Origin of the sequence: Citricoccus sp. CH26A (assembly GCF_000224415.1) — a bacterium.
Lineage (GTDB): Bacteria > Actinomycetota > Actinomycetes > Actinomycetales > Micrococcaceae > Citricoccus.
The window spans coordinates 1-19,461 of the sequence record NZ_AFXQ01000031.1; the positions used below are offsets into that span (position 1 = coordinate 1).

General features: G+C 71.9%; 16 protein-coding genes. 9 read left to right on the top strand and 7 right to left on the bottom strand.

Annotated features, from left to right (window positions below; genetic code table 11):
• On the top strand, positions 1–2,557 hold a 2,557-nt coding region (gene hrpB, locus CITRI_RS0113930), incomplete at its 5' end, for an ATP-dependent helicase HrpB (RefSeq protein ID WP_010145516.1).
• A 29-nt stretch (positions 2,558–2,586) separates the two neighbouring features.
• Positions 2,587–3,558, top strand: a complete 972-nt coding sequence (locus CITRI_RS0113935; RefSeq protein WP_010145517.1) for an NAD(P)/FAD-dependent oxidoreductase — start codon at positions 2,587–2,589, stop codon at positions 3,556–3,558.
• A gap of 73 nt (positions 3,559–3,631) precedes the next feature.
• Here the strand turns inward: CITRI_RS0113935 and CITRI_RS0113940 are convergent, their stop codons facing one another.
• Entirely contained in the window at positions 3,632–4,180 is a 549-nt protein-coding gene (locus CITRI_RS0113940; protein ID WP_010145519.1) for a GNAT family N-acetyltransferase, read from the bottom strand.
• Between the two features lie 116 nt (positions 4,181–4,296).
• Here CITRI_RS0113940 and CITRI_RS0113945 point away from each other — a divergent pair, with 116 nt between their 5' ends.
• On the top strand, positions 4,297–5,139 hold the full coding sequence (locus CITRI_RS0113945; RefSeq protein ID WP_010145520.1) for a PhzF family phenazine biosynthesis protein: 843 nt from the start codon (positions 4,297–4,299) through the stop codon (positions 5,137–5,139).
• A gap of 35 nt (positions 5,140–5,174) precedes the next feature.
• On the opposite strand, the gene CITRI_RS0113950 is transcribed toward CITRI_RS0113945, so the two are convergent.
• A complete protein-coding gene (locus tag CITRI_RS0113950; RefSeq protein WP_010145521.1) occupies positions 5,175–6,683 on the bottom strand; it encodes a hypothetical protein in 1,509 nt (502 codons plus the stop codon).
• 366 nt (positions 6,684–7,049) lie between these two features.
• On the opposite strand from CITRI_RS0113950, the gene CITRI_RS0113960 reads away from it, so the two are divergent.
• The 4 genes from CITRI_RS0113960 to CITRI_RS0113975 all read left to right on the top strand — a co-directional run bounded on the left by CITRI_RS0113960 (position 7,050) and on the right by CITRI_RS0113975 (position 11,479).
• Positions 7,050–8,312, top strand: coding sequence for an extracellular solute-binding protein (locus tag CITRI_RS0113960; protein ID WP_141566122.1), 1,263 nt, complete (start codon positions 7,050–7,052; stop codon positions 8,310–8,312).
• Positions 8,309–9,298 (top strand): carbohydrate ABC transporter permease, encoded by a 990-nt coding sequence (locus tag CITRI_RS0113965; RefSeq protein ID WP_237709077.1) that lies wholly within the window; start codon positions 8,309–8,311, stop codon positions 9,296–9,298. Before CITRI_RS0113960 ends, CITRI_RS0113965 begins: the two co-directional genes overlap by 4 nt.
• Positions 9,299–9,369: 71 nt before the next feature.
• On the top strand, positions 9,370–10,185 hold the full coding sequence (locus CITRI_RS0113970) for a carbohydrate ABC transporter permease (protein WP_029139356.1): 816 nt from the start codon (positions 9,370–9,372) through the stop codon (positions 10,183–10,185).
• A gap of 25 nt (positions 10,186–10,210) precedes the next feature.
• A complete protein-coding gene (locus tag CITRI_RS0113975; protein WP_010145525.1) occupies positions 10,211–11,479 on the top strand; it encodes an ABC transporter ATP-binding protein in 1,269 nt (422 codons plus the stop codon).
• Between the two features lie 116 nt (positions 11,480–11,595).
• On the opposite strand, the gene CITRI_RS0113980 is transcribed toward CITRI_RS0113975, so the two are convergent.
• Together CITRI_RS0113980 and purU are read right to left on the bottom strand one after the other, a co-directional pair.
• Positions 11,596–12,114, bottom strand: a complete 519-nt coding sequence (locus tag CITRI_RS0113980) for a gamma carbonic anhydrase family protein (RefSeq protein ID WP_010145526.1) — start codon at positions 12,112–12,114, stop codon at positions 11,596–11,598.
• 85 nt (positions 12,115–12,199) lie between these two features.
• Positions 12,200–13,084, bottom strand: a complete 885-nt coding sequence (gene purU / locus CITRI_RS0113985; protein WP_029139357.1) for a formyltetrahydrofolate deformylase — start codon at positions 13,082–13,084, stop codon at positions 12,200–12,202.
• 267 nt (positions 13,085–13,351) lie between these two features.
• On the opposite strand from purU, the gene CITRI_RS18565 reads away from it, so the two are divergent.
• Positions 13,352–14,323 carry a hypothetical protein gene (locus tag CITRI_RS18565; protein ID WP_010145528.1) on the top strand — a complete coding sequence of 324 codons (972 nt, stop codon included), beginning with the start codon at positions 13,352–13,354 and terminating at the stop codon, positions 14,321–14,323.
• A gap of 250 nt (positions 14,324–14,573) precedes the next feature.
• Here CITRI_RS18565 and CITRI_RS0113995 read toward each other — a convergent pair whose 3' ends face one another.
• The 3 genes from CITRI_RS0113995 to CITRI_RS0114005 form a co-directional block, all read right to left on the bottom strand.
• Positions 14,574–16,097: a catalase gene (locus tag CITRI_RS0113995; protein ID WP_010145529.1), complete on the bottom strand. Its 1,524-nt coding sequence runs from the start codon at positions 16,095–16,097 to the stop codon at positions 14,574–14,576.
• Between the two features lie 48 nt (positions 16,098–16,145).
• A complete protein-coding gene (locus CITRI_RS17915; protein WP_141566123.1) occupies positions 16,146–16,673 on the bottom strand; it encodes a Fur family transcriptional regulator in 528 nt (175 codons plus the stop codon).
• A gap of 77 nt (positions 16,674–16,750) precedes the next feature.
• Positions 16,751–17,965: an NAD(P)-binding domain-containing protein gene (locus CITRI_RS0114005; protein ID WP_010145532.1), complete on the bottom strand. Its 1,215-nt coding sequence runs from the start codon at positions 17,963–17,965 to the stop codon at positions 16,751–16,753.
• Between the two features lie 197 nt (positions 17,966–18,162).
• Here CITRI_RS0114005 and glyA point away from each other — a divergent pair, with 197 nt between their 5' ends.
• A complete protein-coding gene (glyA, locus tag CITRI_RS0114010) occupies positions 18,163–19,458 on the top strand; it encodes a serine hydroxymethyltransferase (protein WP_010145533.1) in 1,296 nt (431 codons plus the stop codon).
• The last annotated feature ends 3 nt before the right edge of the window (positions 19,459–19,461 follow it).

Here is a 19,461-nt window from a genome sequence, read left to right on the forward strand (position 1 = left end):
GGCACGGGCGCCGCTGCGGGTCGTCGTCACCCAGCCACGCCGGGTGGCGGCCCGAGCGGCGGCCCGCCGGCTGGCGAGCCTCGACCGCCCGGCGGGAACCGGGGGGCGGTCGGGATCCGGGGGGACCGGCCGGGCCGCCGGGGTCCGCGCCGGCCACACCGTGCGCGGGGAGCGGACCACGTCCCGGGAGACCCTGGTGGAGTTCGTGACCCCGGGCATCCTGGTCAACCGGTTGCTGGCGGACCCGGAACTGGCCGGGACCGGTGCGGTGATCCTGGACGAGGTGCACGAGCGGGACCTGGAGTCGGACCTGCTGTTCGGCATGCTCGGGGAGGTCGCACAGCTGCGTCCGGACCTGCTGCTCGTGGCGATGTCCGCCACCCTGGACGCCGCCCGGTTCGCGGACCGGTTGGGCGAGGGGACCGGCCGGGGCGCACCGGTGCCCGTGGTCGACTGCCCCTCGGCGTTGCACCCCGTGGACGTCTCCTATCGCCCGCACCCCGGCCCGCGGCAGTACACCCGCGGGGTGACGCGGGAGTTCCTGGACCACGTCGCGCGGTGCGCGGTCGAGGCCCACGCCGCGGCGCTGGCCGCCGAGCCGGGGACCGACGCGCTGGTCTTCGTCCCCGGCGCCCGGGAGGTCACGCTCACCTGTGAGCGGATCGCGCAGCTGGCCCCCGGCACCGAGGTGCTGCCCCTGCACGGCCAGCTCACCTCCGCCCAGCAGGATCGTGCCGTGGGCGGCCGTGAGCCCGGCGGCGCACCGCGGATCATCGTCTCCACCTCGCTGGCCGAGTCCTCCCTGACCGTTCCGGGCGTGCGCCTGGTGGTGGACTCCGGACTCGCCCGCGAGCCCCGGCGGGACACCGGGCGCGGCATGACGGGACTGGTGACGGCCACCTGCGCGCAGTCCTCCGCCGAGCAGCGGGCCGGGCGGGCCGGGCGTCTCGGGCCCGGCACGGTGGTGCGCTGCTATGACCGGTCCACCCTGGGCGCCGCACCCGCACACCCCACCCCCGCCGTCCAGGTGGCGGACCTGACCGGGGCGGCGCTCGTCCTGGCCTGCTGGGGCGCCCCCGGTGGGGAGGGGCTGGTGCTCCCGGACCCGCTGCCGCAGGACCCGCTGGCCGAGGCGCTGGCCACGCTGAGGGCACTGGACGCGATCGACGACGCCGGCCGCGCCACCGACCACGGACGGGGGCTCGCCGCGATCTCGGCCGAACCGCGGCTGGCCCGCGCACTGCTGGACGGGACGGGACTGGTCGGGGCACGTGCCGCCGCCGAGGTCGTCGCCCTGGCCTCCTCCGACGTCCGCCCGGAGGGGGCGGACCTCACCGGTGCCCTGTCCCGGCTGCGGTCCGGTGGTACGGGCCGTGGGGGAGGCGCCCGTGACGGCAGTGCCGCCCGGTGGGCCCAGGACGCGAGGCGGTTCGAGGCCCTGGCGTCCTCGGCCGCGGGCCCGGGCGCGGGCCCGGGTGCGGACACGGCAACGGGCCGGGACCGGTCTCCCGGCGCCCGGGTGCCGGGGGAACTGGCGGTGGGGGCCGTCGTCGGGCTGGCCTGGCCCGAGCGGCTGGCCCGCCGGGTGAGCGACCCCGGGACGGGCCGCGGCGCGGGGGCGGAGGTCTACCTGCTGGCCTCGGGCACGCGCGCGGCACTGCCACCGGGCAGCGCCCTGGCCGGGACCGAGTGGCTGGCCTGCGCGGAGGTCGCCCGCGCCGAGGGCAGGGCCGCCGCCGGGACGGGAGCCGTGATCCGTGCGGCCGCCCCCGTGGACGGCGACCTGGCCCAGCGGCTGGCCGGACCGCTCCTGGCGGAGGAACGCACCGCGCACTGGCAGGACGGCCGGGTGGTCGGCAGGCTGCGGCGCGGGATCGGGGCGATCACGCTCTCCGAGACGCCCGTCACCCCGGACCGGGAGCAGGGGCGGGCCGCCGTCGTCCGGGTGCTGCGCACCGAGGGGCTGGGACCGCTGGGGGTCTCGGAGGCGGCCGACACCCTGCGCCGGCGGCTGGGCCTGGTGCACCGGGTGCTGGGTGAGCCGTGGCCGGACGTCTCGGACGCCGCCCTGGCCGAGGACTGGGAGGCGTGGCTGGCGCCCGAGGTGGAGAGACTGGCCGGCGGGGCGAGGACCGGCTCCGTGCACCTGGCCGAGGCCCTGCGGCGTCTGCTGCCGTGGCCCGATGCCGTCCGCTTCGACGAGCTCGTCCCCGAGCGGCTCCCGGTGCCCAGCGGCCGGACCGCCGCCGTGCGGTACCCGGCCGTGGGCGCCGGCGGGGAGGACGGCGATGCCGGCGCGCCCGTGGTGGCGGTCAAGCTGCAGGAGTGCTTCGGGCTGGCCGAGACCCCGCGGCTCGTGGACGGGCGGGTGCCGGTGGTGTTCCACCTGCTCTCACCGGCGGGCCGGCCGCTGGCCGTGACCGGCGACCTGGCCTCGTTCTGGTCCGGACCCTACGCGCAGGTCAGGGCCGAGATGCGCGGACGGTACCCGAAGCATCCCTGGCCCGAGGACCCGTGGACGGCGCCGGCCACCGCCAGGACGCGCAACCGCGGTTGAGGGACCCCCGTGCAGTACCCTGTGGACCGATGAGTTCCGAACTCCCCTCCTCCGTGGACGTCCTCGTGGTGGGCGGCGGCCCCGCCGGGCTGTCCGCGGCCCTGTGGCTGGGCCGCTACCAGCGCTCCACCCTCGTGGTGGACGCGGGCCGGCCCCGGAACCGCCATGCCGACCTGGCCCACGGCATCCCGGGCCGGGACCCGGTGGCGCCGGAGGGGCTGCTGGCCGGCATGCGCGCCGAGGTGGACCGGTACCCGGAGGTGTGCCTGCGATCCGGCACCGTCACCGACCTGCGGGGGAGCGCGGAGACCGGGTTCACCGCCGTGATCGACGGGGTCCACCGCGTGCGGGCCTCCCGCGTGGTGCTGGCCGCCGGGGTGAGCGACCGGTTCCCCCGGGTGGAGGGGTTCGAGGAGCACTACGGGATCGACGTCCACCACTGCCCGGCCTGTGACGGGTTCGAGATCCGGGGCCAGGACGTCGTCGTGCTCGGCGCCGGAGACCAGGTGCCGGCCTTCGCCTCCGAGCTGCTGGACTGGGCCGCCACCGTGCGGATCGTCACCGACACCACCGCTGAGTCCTTCGGCACCGACCAGCGCCGCAGCCTGGCGGCGCACGGCATCGAGGTGTTCGACGGGCCGGCCACCGCTCTCGTCGGCGAGCCCGGCGAACTGGCCGGCGTGCTGCTGGAGGACGGGACGTGCGTGCCCGGAGCGTCAGTGTTCTTCTCCTACGCCCACCGCCCGCACCACGACCTCGCCGTGGGGCTGGGATGCGAACTGGACGACGAGGGCCAGCTGGTCGTCAATGGCTTCCAGCTCACGAGCGTGGACGGCGTCTACGCCGCCGGTGACCTCACTCCGGGACTGCAGCTGGTGGTCATCGCCATGGGCCAGGGTGTCTCCGCCGGCATCGCGTGCGCCACCTCGCTGAGAGGCATCGCCACCGAGGCCGGGCCGAGTCCGGCACCCCCCACGCGTCGATTCGCCCCCTTGCCCTAGCCGAGGACGGCAGCCACGCACAGCCCCCCGCAGGGGGCCGCGGCCTCACCGGTGCCCGGTGCGTGGAACCGTGTCAGTCCCGCCCCGGGCCTGGGGCGGGCCTCCGGGCCCGGGGGTCCCGGGCGCCCGAGTCGATCCAGTACCGCCGGACCCGGCGCTCGCCGACCGTCCGGACGTCCTCGAGCACCCCGCCGTTGACCTCGATCACGGCCGCCGACCCGGCGTTGTCCTCGTCGCAGGTCACCAGGACCCGCTCCACCCCGAGCCCGGCCAGCCGCCGCACGGACTGGCGCAGGATCTCCGTGGCGTGTCCGCGGCGCCGGTGCTCCGGAGCGACCGCGTAGCCCACGTGGCCGTTGATCTCGAGCAGCTGCTCGTTCAGCTCGTGCCGGATGGACACCCGGCCCACCGGCACCCCGTCCACCTCGGCCACGAGGAAGTCCGAGCGCACCCACCCGGGCCTCAGGTCCTCCCCGGCGGCCTCCTTGCGCAGCGTCTCCAGCACCTCGTCCCAGGTGCCCTCCACCAGCAGGATCTCGAAGCCGTCCGGCAGCAGTTGCCCGTGCATCCGGCGCAGGGCCGCCTCGTCGTCGTGCCGCGGGGGCCGGAGGATCAGTGGCATGGCACCGATTCTCCCACCCGGGCCCGAACCTCGTGCCGCGCGTCCGGTCCTGGTCACGTGGTGCGGGCGGGACACCCGGATTGAAGCGGGATACGGGCGATGGCTACGCTCACCCCATGACCCGCTCCCGCGCCTTCGCCCAGGTCGACGTCTTCTCCGCCACGCCCTATGGGGGCAACCCCGTGGCCGTGATCCTCGAGGCCGAGGGCCTGGGCGAGGAGGAGATGGCGCGGATCGCCCGCTGGACCAACCTGTCCGAGACCACCTTCGTCCTGCCGCCGACCGCACCGGGTGCCGACTACCGCCTCCGGATCTTCACTCCCGGCGGGGAGCTGCCCTTCGCCGGACACCCCACGCTGGGGTCGGCCCACGCCTGGCTGGAGCACGGCGGCACGCCGCAGGACCCCGGCCGAATCGTTCAGGAGTGCGCCGCCGGCCTGGTCACCCTGAGGCACGACGGCGGCACGCTCGCCTTCCAGGCACCGCCCACCCTCCGCTCCGGAGATCTCGACCCGGCGGACCTGCAGCGCGCCACCGCGGCCCTCGGGGTCGGCCCGGACCAGGTGCTCGCCCACCAGTGGGTGGACAACGGACCGGGCTGGGCCGTCGTCGTGCTCCGGGACGCGCAGGCCGTGCTGGGGATCGAACCGGACCTGAGCCTGATCCCGGACCTCAAGCTCGGGGTCATCGGCGCGTACCCGGCCGGGTCCCGGTCCGCCTTCGAGATCCGGGCGTTCGTCCCGGACATCGGGGTGAGCGAGGACCCGGTGACCGGCAGCCTCAACGCCTCGGTGGCCCAGTGGATGCTCCGCACCGGGGCGGTCAGCGGGCGCTACCGGGTCTCGCAGGGCACCGTGCTGGGACGCACGGGCGAGGTGGAGATCACCTGCACCGAGGACGGCGAGGTCTGGGTCGGCGGGGCGACCGCCACGTGCTTCGCCGGCACCGCGCTCGCCTGAGGCTCGCGGACGCCGGGGGACCGTCGGGCCGCCGGCTAGCCCTCCGGCAGCGCCCAGGTGTGCACCGGACGGCCGGTCCGCATGTGCTTGCCGTACTCCTCCACCAGCCGCGCCAGGGCCTTGCCCCGGGACAGCCCTGACTCCTCGAACCGTCCCAGCGAGCGGGTCATCCAGGTGGCGCCGTTCTGGCCGGTGCGGATCCGCCCGGTCAGCACCTCCAGGTACCGGTCCGCCACCGTGGGGTCCACGTCCAGCATCTCCAGGCCCCGACGGGCGGAGGGCAGCAGGTACCGGTCCAGCAGCTCGGTCACCGGCACGTCCCCGTAGCCGGGCCAGTAGACCGAGGCGTTGAGCCCGTGCCGCGCGCAGTCGTAGAAGTTGGTCCGCGCCACCGCGAAGGACATCCGCTCCCAGGGGCACTCCTCGGTGTCCACGAGGTACTTGACCAGGCCGAAGAAGAACGCCGCATTGGCCACCATGTCCACCACGGTGGGACCGGCCGGCAGCAACCGGTTCTCCACCCGCAGGTTGGCCGGCCGCGCGGGCACGGTGCCGGCCTCCGTGGTCGACTCGTCGCGCCCCGGGTCGTAGATGGGGCGGTTCCAGCGGTACACGGTGCCGTTGTGCAGCAGCATCTCCGGCAGGGCCGGCGCCCCCGAGCCCAACGGGCCGGTGTCGGACGCCCGCTCCGGCAGCAGGGCGGGGAAGAAGGCGATGTTCTCCTCGAAGAGGTCCTCGATCCCGTCGATCCACCGCTCCCCGAACCAGACCCGGGGGCGCACACCTTGCCGGGCCAGTTCCGGTGCCCGGGTGTCCACCGCCTGCTGGAACACCGGGATCCGGCTCTCCGTCCACAGCTTGGCACCCAGGAACAGCGGGGAGTTCGCGGAGAGCGCCACCTGCGGACCGGCCATGGCCTGGGCGGCGTTCCACACCGGCCCGAACTTCTCCCGGGTTACCTCCAGGTGCAGCTGCATGGAGGTGCAGGTCGACTCGGCGGCGATGTCCTTGGCGTAGTAGGAGAGGTGCTCGGGACCGTCGATGTCGATCAGGATGTCCTCGCCGCGGGCCTCGAGCACCGCGGTGTTCAGCGCCGCGTAGCGGTTGCCCTCGCTGATCCAGCGCTCACCGGAGAGGTCCTCGCCGTCGATGGTCGGCAGGATCCCGACGGCGTACAGGTGCGCCCCGGCGCGCACGGCGCGGTCGTCCGCCCGGACCAGCTCCGCCCGCAGGGACTCCTCCAGGTCCGTGAGTCCGTGGCCGTGGATGGTCAGGGACGGGTGGTTCAGCTCGATGTTGTAGCGGCCCAGCTCGGTCTGGAAGGCCGGGTCGTCGATGGCGGCGAGCACCTCGTGGTTGAGCGGCGCCGGCTGGAACTCCTCGTCCACGAGGTTCAGCTCCAGTTCCAGGCCGATGCGCCCGGCCCCCGCGAAGTCCTCCGTGGCCAGGTAGGCCTTCAGCTCCTCGAGGGACGCCTCCAGGCGCTCCCGGTAGCGCGTCCGATCGGAACGGGTGTACGTACTCGACTCGACCTCGGTGCCCATGCCCTGAAGCGTAGGGCATCGGGCCCCGCGCCAGCACCGTCACCACTCCACCGGCACGGCCCGCTCCTGCCCCGGCCCGGGCGGGAGCCGGCCGTGCCGCGGGGCCGGGGCGCACCCGTGCGGCCACGGACATGCCATGTGGGACGGGGGGTCCGTGGGCAGGTGCTCGCGGAGCATGTCTTGGGAAAACTCCCAGTTCATGCATAGGCTTCCCTCCAGACGGTCCCCCGTGGCACGGTGGAACCGGTTCCCCCTGGGAGCCCTTCCGCCCAGCCGGGTGAGCCGTAGAGGTGGAACCGGACCGGAGGTGCGCGACTGATGAGGCAGGCCCGAGGGAATGGCGGTGCCGCCCGCCGAACGGCAGGGATGGCGATGATGGCCTCGGCGGCGCTGCTGCTCGCCGGGTGCGGCCCGGCGGAGGACACCCCGGTCCTGACCTGGTACACGAACCCGGACGACGGTGGCCAGGCCGCGATCGCGCAGAAGTGCTCCGATGCGGCCGGAGGCGCCTACCGGATCGAGACCTCCATCCTGCCCAACGACGCCGCCTCCCAGCGTGAGCAGTTGACCCGCCGCCTGGCGGCCGGCGACACCTCGATGGACATCATGTCCCTGGACCCGCCGTTCATCCCGGAACTGGCCGAGCCCGGTTTCCTGGCGGTTCCGCCGTCGGAGGTGGCCGAGGCGACCACGCGGGACACCCTCGAGGGGGCCCTGGCCGGGGCCACGTGGCGTGACACCCTGGTGACCGTCCCGTTCTGGGCCAACACCCAGTTGCTCTGGTACCGCAAGTCGGTGGTCGAGGAGGCCGGGCTGGACATGGACGGCCCCGTGACCTGGGACCAGATGATCCAGGTCGCTCGGGACCAGGACAAGGAACTGGGCGTGCAGGGCGCCCGGGCCGAGGCCATGACGGTCTGGCTCAACGCCCTGATCGAGTCCGGCGGCGGGCAGATCATCGAGAACCCGGAGGCGCCGGCTGACGAGGTCGAGATCGGCCTGGACAGCGACGCCGGCCGGAAGGCCGCCGAGATCATCTCCACCATCGGCACGGAGGGCCTGGGCGGCCCGGGCCTGGCCACCCAGCAGGAGAACGAGGCCATGCTGCTGTTCCAGGGGGACAGCGGCTCGTTCATGGTGAACTGGCCGTTCGTCTGGCCCGCCACCAACGCCTCGGCGGAGGACGGGGCGGTCCCCGCGGACCTGCCCGAGGACATCGGCTGGTCCGTCTACCCGAGGACGTCCGGGGACACGGAGCCCGCCCCGCCGCTGGGCGGCATCAACCTGGGCGTGGGCGCCGCCTCGGAGCAGCAGGACCTGGCCTGGGACGCGGTCGAGTGCATCGTCTCACCGGAGAACCAGACCGAGTACTTCGTCACCAATGGCAACCCGCCCTCCAGCGCGAGCGCGTTCGACGATCCCTCCGTGCGGGAGCGGTTCCCCATGGCGGAGACCATCCGTGAGTCACTGGAACTGGCCGCGCCCCGGCCGCAGACGCCGTACTACAACGAGGTCTCCACCGCGATCCAGCAGCGCTACACGCCGCCGGCCAGCGTGGACCCGGAGACCACCCCGGCCGAGACCGGCCAATTCATCCAGGAAGTGCTGCGAGGGGAGTCGCTGCTGTGAGCTCTATTCCCACGACCGTGCCCGCCGTCGACGCCGAGGCGCCCGACGACCCGTCCGGCGGCCGGGGGCGGCGGAAGGCCCCCCGGTCGGAACGGGCCCGGGCCGAGGCCCGGTTGGGCTGGTGGCTGGCCGGACCCGCGTTCTTCATCATGGTCGCCGTCATCTTCTACCCGGTCCTCCAGGCCTTCTGGGACTCGTTGTTCAGCTACCGCCTCACGGCGCCCGAGGAACGCGAGTTCGTGGGCCTGTCCAACTACGGCGTCATCTTCAGCGACCCGGTGTTCTGGAGCGCCCTGGGCGTCACGACGCTAATCACCGTGGTCACCGTGTTCGTCGAGCTGATCCTGGGCTTCATGCTGGCCATGGTCATGCACAAGGCCATCAAGTCCACCCGTGGCCTGGTCCGCACCGTGATCCTGGTGCCCTACGGCATCATCACCGTGGTCTCGGCCTTCGCCTGGTACTACATGTTCAGCATCGACTCCGGTTACATCAACAACTGGTTCAGCTGGGTGCCCGGCTTCGACGGCCAGCTCAACTGGTTCGCCCAGGGCGGCTCGGCGCTGTTCGTCATCATGTTCTCGGAGATCTGGAAGACCACCCCGTTCATCTCGCTGCTGCTGCTGGCCGGCCTGGCCCAGGTCCCCGACGACCTGTCCGAGGCGGCCGCGGTGGACGGGGCCAGCTGGTGGCAGCGGCTGTGGCGGGTCATCCTGCCGAACATGAAGGCGGCCATCATGGTGGCCGTGCTCTTCCGGGCGCTGGACGCGTTCCGGGTCTTCGACTCGATCTTCATCATGACCAATGGCGCCTATGGCACCGAGGTCCTCTCCCTGCTCGCCTATCGCACCTCGATCGGACGACTCGAGATCGGCCTCGGTTCGGCCATCTCGGTCGTGCTGTTCCTCCTGGTGGGACTACTGGCACTGATCGCGGTGAAGGGCTTCAACGTTGACCTGGCAGGCGGACGGGGAGGACGCAAGTGAGCACCGAGACACTCACCCCGGAAGAGGCCGAGGGGCAGAGGCGAGCCCGGCGGGCCAAGCGCAACACCTCCATCGGCTGGTGGGTCATCACCATCGTCGTGGCCGTGTGGTGCCTGTTCCCCGTGGCCTCCATCCTGGCGACCAGCTTCAAGACCCCGGGGGAGTTGTCCAACGGGAAGTTCCTGCCGGACAACCCCTCGACCAGCAACTACGAGGAGATCCTGGTCGGCGACTCGCAGGAGTTGTTCCTGAGCGCCCTGTGGAACTCGATCGGCATCTCGATCATCGCCACCCTGATCGCCGTGGTCCTGGCCACCCTGTGCGCCTACGCGATCGCCCGGCTCGACTTCCCCGGCAAGAAGATCGTCCTGACGGTCTCCCTGATGGTGTCCATGTTCCCGGTGATCTCGCTGGTCACCCCGCTGTTCAACCTGTGGCGCAGCATCGGGCTGTACGACACCTGGCCCGGCCTGATCATCCCCTACCTGTCCCTGACGCTGCCGATCGCCATCTGGACCCTGGCGGCGTTCTTCCAGCAGATCCCCTGGGAACTGGAGCAGGCGGCCCAGGTGGACGGGGCCACCCCGTTGCAGGCGTTCCGCAAGGTGATCGTGCCGCTGGCGGCGCCGGGGGTGTTCACGACCGCGATCATCGCGTTCTTCATCGCCTGGAACGACTTCGTCTACGGCATCTCGCTGACCTCCACGGAAGCGGCCCGTCCGGTTCCGGCGGCACTGGCGTTCTTCACCGGTGCCTCGCAGTTCGAATCGCCCACCGGTGCGATCTCGGCTGCGGCAATCATCGTCACCATTCCCGTGGTGCTGCTGGTCATGCTCTTCCAGAAGCAGATCGTCGCAGGCCTGACCTCGGGCGCGGTCAAGGGCTGAGCGCAGGAAACGAAAGGGAATCCACATGGCCTCCATCACCCTCAAGAACATCGTCAAGAAGTATGACGACGGCTTCCCGGCTGTGAACAACGTGTCCCTGGACATCGCCGACGGGGAGTTCGTCATCCTCGTGGGCCCGTCCGGTTGCGGGAAGTCGACCCTGCTGCGGATGATCGTCGGGCTGGAGGACATCACCTCCGGCGAACTGCAGATCAACGGCCGGCGGATGAACGAGGCCGCCCCCAAGGACCGCAACCTGGCGATGGTGTTCCAGAACTACGCGCTCTACCCGCACCTGACGGTGTACGAGAACATCGCCTTCCCGCTGCGCCTGGCCAAGGACGCCAACGGCGGGGGATCGGTGGACGAGAAGGTCCAGCGGGCGGCCAAGATGCTCGAGCTCACCGAGCACCTGGACCGCAAGCCGGCGAACCTCTCCGGCGGCCAGCGCCAGCGCGTGGCGATGGGACGGGCTATCGTGCGGGAGGCGGACGCGTTCCTGTTCGACGAGCCGCTGTCCAACCTCGATGCCAAGCTCCGCGGCCAGATGCGGGCCGAGATCGCCCAGCTGCAGCGCTCGCTCGGTGTCACGAGTGTCTACGTCACGCACGACCAGACGGAGGCGATGACCCTGGGGGACCGGGTCGCGGTGCTGAAGAAGGGCATCCTGCAGCAGGTCGCCAGCCCGCGCGAACTGTACGAACAGCCGGTCAACCTCTTCGTGGCGGGTTTCATCGGGTCCCCGTCCATGAACTTCCTGCCTGCCACGATCACGGAGGGCTCCGGCGGGACGGTGCTCTCGACCCCGATCGGTGACATCCCCATCCCGGCCGACCGGGCGGCCGTGGCCCAGGGCAAGGACCTGGTCCTGGTCGGCGTCCGGCCCGAGTTCTTCGAGGACGCGACACTGGTGGACGAGGCCAAGATGCCCAAGGGCTCGGTGTTCACCGCCGAGCTGTCGCACCTGGAGTGGCTGGGACACGAGCAGTACGGGTACATCGAGTTCGAGCCCGACGAGAAGGTGCGCCGCCTGCTGTCCGACCTGGCCGCGGACATGGACGCCGACGAATTGCGCCCGCAGGTCGTCACGACCCTCTCCGCCGAGTCGAGGGTGCGACCGGGGCGGCCCGTCGAGCTCTGGGTGGACACCTCGCGGATCCACATCTTCGACCCCGAGTCCGGGGAGAACCTCACCCGGGACGCGGAGGCCGGCGCGGAACTCACGCGGATGGCGGCCGAGGAACGCGAGCGGGAGCTGGCCGCGGCGAGGGAGCGGGACGCGCAGAAGGCCTGACCGGCCTGCCGGGGCTGCGGATCGCGTCCCCGGCAGGTCCCTGGCCCCGAGGGCCTGGGCCGGCCAGGACCGGTTCGATGGGACCGGTTCGGTGGGATCGGTTCGGTGGGGCCCCGTCAGGCGGTGGCGTCGCGGTGCTTCGCCGCCAGTTCCACGTAGGTGGCGGAGTTGGTGCCCAGGGAGGCGACCTCCTCGTCCGTCAGCTCGCGGCGGACCTTGGCGGGCACTCCGGCCACGAGTGAGCGCGGGGGGACCACGGTCCCCTCGAGCACCAGGGCGCCGGCGGCCACCAGCGACTGGGTGCCGATGACCGACCCGTTCATGATGGTGGCGGACATGCCCACCAGGCAGCCGTCCTCGACCGTGGCCCCGTGGACGACGGCGGAGTGGCCCACCGAGATGTCGTGGCCCAGCGTGCAGGGGAAGCCGGCGTCGGCGTGCAGGACCACGTTGTCCTGCAGGTTCGTCCTCTCGCCCACACGGATCGGGGCGCTGTCCCCGCGGGCGGACACGCCGTAGAAGGCGGAGGACTGCGGACCCATCGCCACGTCCCCGGAGAGGGTGGCGGTGGGGGCCAGGAAGACGGACTCGTGGATGGACGGCGTGGCGCCGGCGATCGTGATCAGGTGTGCCATGTCACCAGAGTAACCATGTCGTCCCCACCGGAGCGCCGAGGGTCCACGCCCCCCAGCGCCCCACGGACCGGGTCATGGTCTCTGGTCAGTCGAAGACGACGGTGCGGTTGCCGTCGAGCAGCACGCGGTGCTCGGCGTGCCAGCGCACGGCCCGGCACAGTGTGGAGCCCTCGACCTCGCGGCCGAGGTTGACGAAGTCGCGGGCGGACTGGGCGTGGGTGACGCGCTGGACGGTCTGGTCGATGATCGGGCCCTCGTCCAGGTCCGGGGTGACGTAGTGGGCGGTGGCGCCGATGAGCTTGACGCCGCGTTCGTGGGCCTGGTGGTAGGGCCGGGCGCCCTTGAAGGAGGGCAGGAAGGAGTGGTGGATGTTGATGGCCTTGCCGCCGAGCTGGCGGCACAGGTCGTCGGAGAGCACCTGCATGTAGCGGGCCAGCACCACGAGCTCGATGTCGTAGATGCGCACGAGTTCCATGAGCTTGCGCTCAGCCTCGGCCTTGTTGTCCGTCCCGTCCTCGTTCTTCACCAGCGGGATGTGCACGTAGGGGATGCCGTAGAAGTACGCCATCGGCTGCAGTTCGAGGTGGTTGGAGACGATCACCGGGATGTCGATCGGCAGCGTGCCGGTCCGGTGCTGGAACAGCAGGTCGTTGAGGGTGCGCCCGTCCTTGGAGCACATCACCAGGGTGCGGGTCTTCCGGGAGGCCTCCCACAGGCCGAGCTCCATGTCGAACTGTTCCTCCACGGGCGCCAGGGCCTCGCGGACCCGCTCCAGCGGCTCGCCGGTGTTGAACTCCACCCGCATGAAGAAGCTGCCGGACTCGGGGGAGTCGAACTGCTTGGACTCGGTGATGTCGGCATCCACCGACAACAGGGCGCCCGAGACGGCGTGGACGATGCCTCGGGTGTTGGTGCAGGACAGCGTCAACACCATCTTGCTCGGGGACGCAGTCGACTGAGAAGCGCTCATGCTCGGATCCTATACCTATCGTCATAGTGGTGTACACCACATGTCGGCGTGTAGGGGAAGGGTACTCCGGACGGGGAGGGCGCGGAGGCAACGCCTGAGTAGGGACGGGTCCGTGGTGGGAGGGGAGGGGGAGCGCTCAGGCATGGGGCTGGGCTGCCGCCTGTGGCACAGTGGGCCGCATGAGGTCACCGACGGCCCCGCCGCGGTGACGGACGCCGGGCGGAGGCCTGGCCCGGCGTCGCCCCGGCCCCTGCAGAAGGACACGTCATGAACGACCAGCAGATCCTCTGGCTCATCATCGCCCTGGTGGTGCTCATCCTGATCGTGGTGATCGTCGTCATCGCGGGCAACCGCCGGCGTGCCCGCAAGCGCCAGGCCGACCGGCAGGAGGCGGAGCGGATCCGCGAGCAGGCCGTGCGCCAACAGGAACTGGCGGCAGCGGAGGCGCGCGCGGCGGAGTCCGTGCAGCAGGAGGCCGAGACCGCCGAGGAACGCGCGCGCGAGTTGCGCGCCGAGGCCGAGGAGCGGCAGCAGGAGGCCGACTCCGCGGCCAGCGCGCTGGAGGCCCAGTTGCGGGAGGCGGACCGGAAGGACCCGTCCGTGGACACCGATCGGGAGGGCCGGCGCCGGGACGGATCGGACCCGCTCGAGGAACTGGGGGAGCGGGATCGGCCCGGTTCGCACGTCGCCGCCCTGCCGGCGGAGCGCGACGACGGCCGCGCGCCGGACGCGGACGGCGAGCCCGCGGTGAGGCGGGACGCCGACGAGGCGGGAGACTCCGCGGCCGCGCAGCCGCAGGGTCGCCATGCAGCGCCCGTCCCGGCGGATCGCCCCACCCAGTCGCAGCCCGACGTCGTCCAGGACGTGGCCAACTGGTCGGCGGGGGACGGGGAGACGGTGGTCGACCGCCCGGCCGAGGAACAGCGATCGGTCGAGGACGTCCGTCCGGAGGCGGACACCCGCCCGGCCGAGGAGCCGCGATCGGTCGAGGACGTCCGTCCGGAGGCGGACACCCGCCCGGTCGAGGACACCCGCCCGGTCGAGGACACCCGCCCGGAGACGGACACGCGCCCGGGCGAGGAGGCTCACCCGGTCGGGGAGACGCGCCCGAGGGGTGGGGCAGGCCGCGCCGACGAACCCTTGAGCGGCGAGGAGGGCCAGGCCGGTGACGCGCCCGGAGCGGACGAGGCCGACGCGCGCGACGAGGGTCGCGGCGGGAGCCACGCCGCCGGACGGTGAGCCGCTGACGGGTCATAGACCGTCCCGGGCCGCCGGGGGCCGTCAAGGAGCGGCCGTCGAGGGCCGCGGCGGGGCGTGCCACCGACCGGCGGCCCACGACGAAGGGCTGGTACCTGCTCACGGCAGGTACCAGCCCTTGTCATGTACGGGTCATGTCCGGCCCGGCGGGACCGTCCGGTCCCGGTGGGTCACGCCGGCGATGCCGTCCCGGGCCGCCGCGGCGCCCCGGGGGGCAGTGGTGGCCGCGGAATCAGCGCGCGGAGGCCCCGACCGTCTCGCCCGCGTCGACGCCCATGCCCGGGACGGTGGCCCCGTCCAGGTTCGACTTGACGGCGTCCTCGATGCGCTGGCCGATGGTGGCGTCCACGTTCTTCCAGTACTGGAAGGCGTTGGACAGCACGGGCTCCTGGACGCCGTCCAGGGCTCCGGCGACGGTCTGCACGAAGCGGTCGCGCTGGGCGTCGTCGAACACCTCGTTCAGCAGGGTCCGGGGCTGGCCGAAGTCGTCGTCCTCGGTGTGCAGGGCGTAGGCCGACCGGACGAGCTCGCCGTCGTTCTCCCAGCTGACGTCCACGGCACCGGTCTCGTCCGACCACGAGCTGCCGAAGGAGTTCGGGGCGTACACCGGGCGGGCGCCGGAGTGGTCGTACCACATGTTGCCCTCGAAGTTGTAGGTGTGCACCTCGTTGACCGGCTTGTTGACCGGCAGCTGCTGGAAGTTGGTGCCGATGCGGTAGCGCTGGGCGTCCTGGTAGGCGAAGTTGCGGCCCAGCAGCATCTTGTCCGGGCTCATGCCCATGCCCGGCACCATGTTGGCCGGGGAGAACGCCGCCTGCTCGATCTCGGCGAAGTGGTTCGTCGGATTCTCGTTCAGGGTCATGGTGCCGACCTTGATCCGCGGGTAGTCCTTCTTGGACCAGGTCTTGGTCAGGTCGAAGGGGTTGAACCGGTAGGTCTTGGCCTCCTCGTACGGCATGACCTGGACGTACAGGTCCCACTGCGGGAACTCGCCGCGCTTGATGGCCTCGAACAGGTCCTGGCGGTGGTACTCGGCATTGGCTCCGGCCAGCCGCTCGGCCTCCTCGTTCGAGAGGGACTCCACGCCCTGGCGGGACTCGAAGTGGTACTTCACCCAGAACTTCTCGCCGGCCTCGTTGACCCACATGTAGGTGTGGGAGCCGTAGCCGTTCATGTGGCGCCAGGTGCTGGGCAGGCCGCGGTCACCCATGAGGTAGGTGACCTGGTGGGCCGACTCCGGGTTGTTGGTCCAGAAGTCCCACTGCATGGTGCCGTCGCGCAGGCCGGAGTCCGGCAGGCGCTTCTGCGAGCGGATGAAGTGCGGGAACTTCATGGGGTCGCGCACGAAGAAGACCGGGGTGTTGTTGCCGACGAGGTCGAAGTTGCCCTCCTCGGTGTAGAACTTCAGGGCGAAGCCGCGCACGTCACGCCAGGTGTCCGGGGAGCCCAGCTCGCCGGCGACGGTGGAGAAGCGGGCCAGCATGCGGACCTTGGCGCCCTTCTGGAACAGGGCGGCCTTGGTGTAGCCGCTGACGTCCTCGGTGGTCTCGAAGACACCGAAGGCACCGGAGCCCTTGGCGTGCGGGCGACGCTCGGGGACGTTCATCCGGTTGAAGTGCTGCAGCGTCTCCACGAGGTGGCTGTCGTGCAGCACGATGGGGCCGTTGCTGCCGACGGTCAGCGAGTTGCGGTCGCTGACGGCGGGGATGCCGGCCTGGGTGGTCGAACCCGTTGCATGCGGAGTGGTTTCCGTCATCACGTTCTCCTTGGTCGGGGATGGTGGGTTGGGTGGGTGAAGGTCCGGTCAGCCCTGGTGGGCGTCCCGGGGGCTTGGGGTGCCGGCGGCGCCGGCGTCCTGGGCGGCGCAGTCGGCGCAGAGTCCCTGGTAGACGACGTCGGCCACCCGGATGGCCATGCCGTGCGCGTCCGCGGGGGTCAGGCACGGTGCGTGCCCGACGGCGCAGGCCACGTCCTCGATGCGACCGCACCCCGTGCACACGGCATGGTGGTGGTTGTCCGCCACCCGGGTCTCGTAGCGCGCCGGGGAGTTGGCCAGGTCCAGCTGGCGCAGCAGTCCCGCGTCCGTCAGGGAGTGCAGCACGGTGTAGACCGACTGCACGGTGATCTCCGGCAGGGACTGCCGCACGGCCGCCAGCACCTGGTCCGCCGTGGCGTGCGGGGTGCGCTCCAGGGCGTCCAGGACGGCCAGTCGCTGCTTGGTGACCCGCAGGCCGGACGAGCGCACCCGCGCAGCCCAGGGCAGGGAGGCGGCACCGTGTGCGGTGCTCTCCTCCGGTGCCCGGACAGGCTCTCGCCGGCTCGCTGAACTCATGGCCCCCACTATGCCATATTCTGAGTTACTCATAAATAGGACCATCGGTGAACCGGGGATGAACGGTCGGGACGCCCTCAGAGACAGGCCGCGGCCTGGACCGCCGCACGGCGGCCGGCCCGGGTGGCGCCGATCGTGGAGGCCGACGCGCCGTAACCGACCAGGAACAGCCCGGGCATCTTCGCCACCGTCACGCCGTCCCGTTCCATCCGCACGCCTCCGCCGCGTTCACGGACATGCAGCGGGGACAGGTGATCCAGGGAGGCGCGGAACCCCGTGGCCCACAGGATCGTGTCCACCGGCGTCTCCCACGTGGTGAGCGGGTCCTCCGAGGACACGGCCGTGCAGGCCCGGCCGGTCAGTGCGGGCACCCGGTCCAACCCACCGGAGGCCGCGCCCCCGGGTGCCAGCAGGCGGTCGGCGACGTCGCCCTGGGAGGGGACCCGGCCACCGTCGGGTCCCGGCCCGTCCAGCACGGCGCCGCCGGGGGTGATGCGGCGCAGCGGCCCGCGACTGACGAGCACGCCCGCGGCGATCCCCGCCAGGTACTGCCCGGTGACGGGCAGGCCGGTGGCGGCGACCACGGACAGCGGCGGCAGGCCCATCGTGGTGCGGGCGGACACGGAGGACTCCACGTCCACGCCCCAGGAGGCGTCGAAGAACCGGTCCGTCCAGTCCGGGGCACGGCGCGTGGTCCAGACCGTGGTGGCGCCGGCCTCGTGCAGCTGCAGCAGGAACTGCAGGGCCGAGGTGCCACCGCCGACCACCAGCACGCTCCGGCCGGTGAAGTCCTCCGCCGCCGTGAAACCGCGCGTGTGCAGTTGACGGCCGGTGAACTCGGCGATGCCCGGGTAGTAGGGCACGTACGGGCTGTCCCAGGTGCCGGTCGCGTTGATCACGGTCCGGGCCCGCCATGTCCGGCCGTCGGCCGCGGTGACGGTGAAGACCCCCTGGAGGTGATCCACGCTCCGCACGTCCACCGGCCGGATCACGGGCAGCTCCAGCCGTTCCTCGTAGGCGCCGTAGTACCGGGACACCACGTGACTGGCCGGTTCCCGGGGATCGGGCGTGCCCAGCGGCATCCCGGGCAGGTCGTGGATCCCGTGTGCGGCGTCGAAGGTCAGTGCGTCCCAGCGGTGCCGCCATGCCCCGCCCGGGCCGTCGTTGGCGTCCAGCACCACGAACCCGGTGCCGGGCTCCACCCGCTTGCGGAGCAGCTGCCCGGCCGCGCTCAGGCCGGCCTGGCCGGCTCCGATCACGACGACGTCGAGCAGCTCTTCGGTGGAGGTCACGTCCCGCAGTATTGCAGGCGGTCAGCGCCCGTCACCACGCTACGATGGGGCGCAGGCCGCGACTGGCGCAGGTGGACCACCACCGGGAAGCGGCGCTGCGTGGTGCCGACGCCGTCGGCCCCGACCGACGCCCGGACCGCCCGCCTGGGTCCGGGCGCCAGACCAGAAACCCCAGACCATGCCAGCAGGAGCTTCTCGTGACCCAGCCGAACACCACGACGTCCGCGTCCCTCAGCAACCGTCCCCTGACCGACGTCGACCCCGAGATCGCCGCCGTCCTGGACCAGGAGCTGGGCCGCCAGCGGGACACCCTGGAGATGATCGCGTCCGAGAACTTCGTGCCGCGCGCCATCCTCGAGACCCAGGGCTCGGTGCTGACGAACAAGTACGCCGAGGGGTACCCCGGACGGCGGTACTACGGCGGTTGTGAGTACGTGGACGTGGCCGAGAACCTGGCGATCGAGCGCGCCAAGGCCCTCTTCGGCGCAGAGCACGTCAACGTCCAGCCGCACGCCGGCGCCCAGGCCAACGTGGCCCTGATGACCGCCCTCATGCAGCCCGGGGACACCCTGATGGGCCTGTCGCTGGCCCACGGCGGCCACCTGACCCACGGGATGAAGCTGAACTTCTCCGGCAAGAACTACACCATCGCGGCCTACGAGGTGGATCCGGACACCTACCGGATCGACATGGACAAGGTCCGCGAGAAGGCGGTCGAGGCCAAGCCGGCCGTCATCGTGGCGGGCTGGTCCGCCTACTCCCGCCAGCTGGACTTCGAGGCGTTCCGCTCCATCGCGGACGAGGTGGGGGCCAAGCTCTGGGTGGACATGGCCCACTTCGCCGGGCTGGTCGCCGCGGGACTGCACCCGAACCCGGTGCCCCACGCCGACGTCGTGACCTCCACCGCGCACAAGACGCTCGCCGGGCCCCGCTCGGGCTTCATCCTCTCCAAGGAGGAGTACCGCAAGAAGATCGACTCGGCGGTGTTCCCGGGCCAGCAGGGCGGCCCGCTGATGCACGCGATCGCCGGCAAGGCCGTGGCCTTCAAGATCGCCGCCTCCGAGGAGTTCGCCGAACGCCAGCGCCGCACCATCGAGGGCGCCCAGATCCTTGCCGAGCGCCTGATGGGGGCCGACGTCGCCGAGCACGGGGTCTCCGTGCTGACCGGTGGCACCGACGTGCACCTGATCCTGGTGGACCTGCGCCACGCCGAGCTCGACGGCCGTCAGGCCGAGGACCTGCTCCACGAGGTCGGCATCACCGTCAACCGCAACTCCGTCCCGTGGGACCCACGCCCGCCGATGACCACCTCCGGCCTGCGCATCGGTACCCCGGCCCTGGCCACCCGCGGCTTCGGGGCCGAGGAGTTCGCCGAGGTGGCGGACATCGTCGCCCAGGCCCTCAAGCCGGGCCCGGACCTGGAGGCCCTGAAGGCCCGCGTGCAGAAGCTCGCCGCCGACTTCCCCCTGTACGAAGGCCTCGAGGGCTGGTGACAC

Excerpts from the sequence above, each read along its gene's own strand:
- CITRI_RS0113945 (WP_010145520.1), top strand. The coding sequence starts at position 4,297 with ATGACCCGCTCCCGCGCCTTCGCCCAGGTCGACGTCTTCTCCGCCACG.
- purU (WP_029139357.1), bottom strand. The coding sequence starts at position 13,084 with ATGAGCGCTTCTCAGTCGACTGCGTCCCCGAGCAAGATGGTGTTGACG.
- CITRI_RS0113935 (WP_010145517.1), top strand. The coding sequence starts at position 2,587 with ATGAGTTCCGAACTCCCCTCCTCCGTGGACGTCCTCGTGGTGGGCGGC.
- CITRI_RS0113975 (WP_010145525.1), top strand. The coding sequence starts at position 10,211 with ATGGCCTCCATCACCCTCAAGAACATCGTCAAGAAGTATGACGACGGC.
- CITRI_RS0113950 (WP_010145521.1), bottom strand. The coding sequence starts at position 6,683 with ATGGGCACCGAGGTCGAGTCGAGTACGTACACCCGTTCCGATCGGACG.
- CITRI_RS17915 (WP_141566123.1), bottom strand. The coding sequence starts at position 16,673 with ATGAGTTCAGCGAGCCGGCGAGAGCCTGTCCGGGCACCGGAGGAGAGC.
- CITRI_RS0113980 (WP_010145526.1), bottom strand. The coding sequence starts at position 12,114 with ATGGCACACCTGATCACGATCGCCGGCGCCACGCCGTCCATCCACGAG.
- CITRI_RS18565 (WP_010145528.1), top strand. The coding sequence starts at position 13,352 with ATGAACGACCAGCAGATCCTCTGGCTCATCATCGCCCTGGTGGTGCTC.
- CITRI_RS0113960 (WP_141566122.1), top strand. The coding sequence starts at position 7,050 with ATGGCGATGATGGCCTCGGCGGCGCTGCTGCTCGCCGGGTGCGGCCCG.
- CITRI_RS0113940 (WP_010145519.1), bottom strand. The coding sequence starts at position 4,180 with ATGCCACTGATCCTCCGGCCCCCGCGGCACGACGACGAGGCGGCCCTG.
- CITRI_RS0113995 (WP_010145529.1), bottom strand. The coding sequence starts at position 16,097 with ATGACGGAAACCACTCCGCATGCAACGGGTTCGACCACCCAGGCCGGC.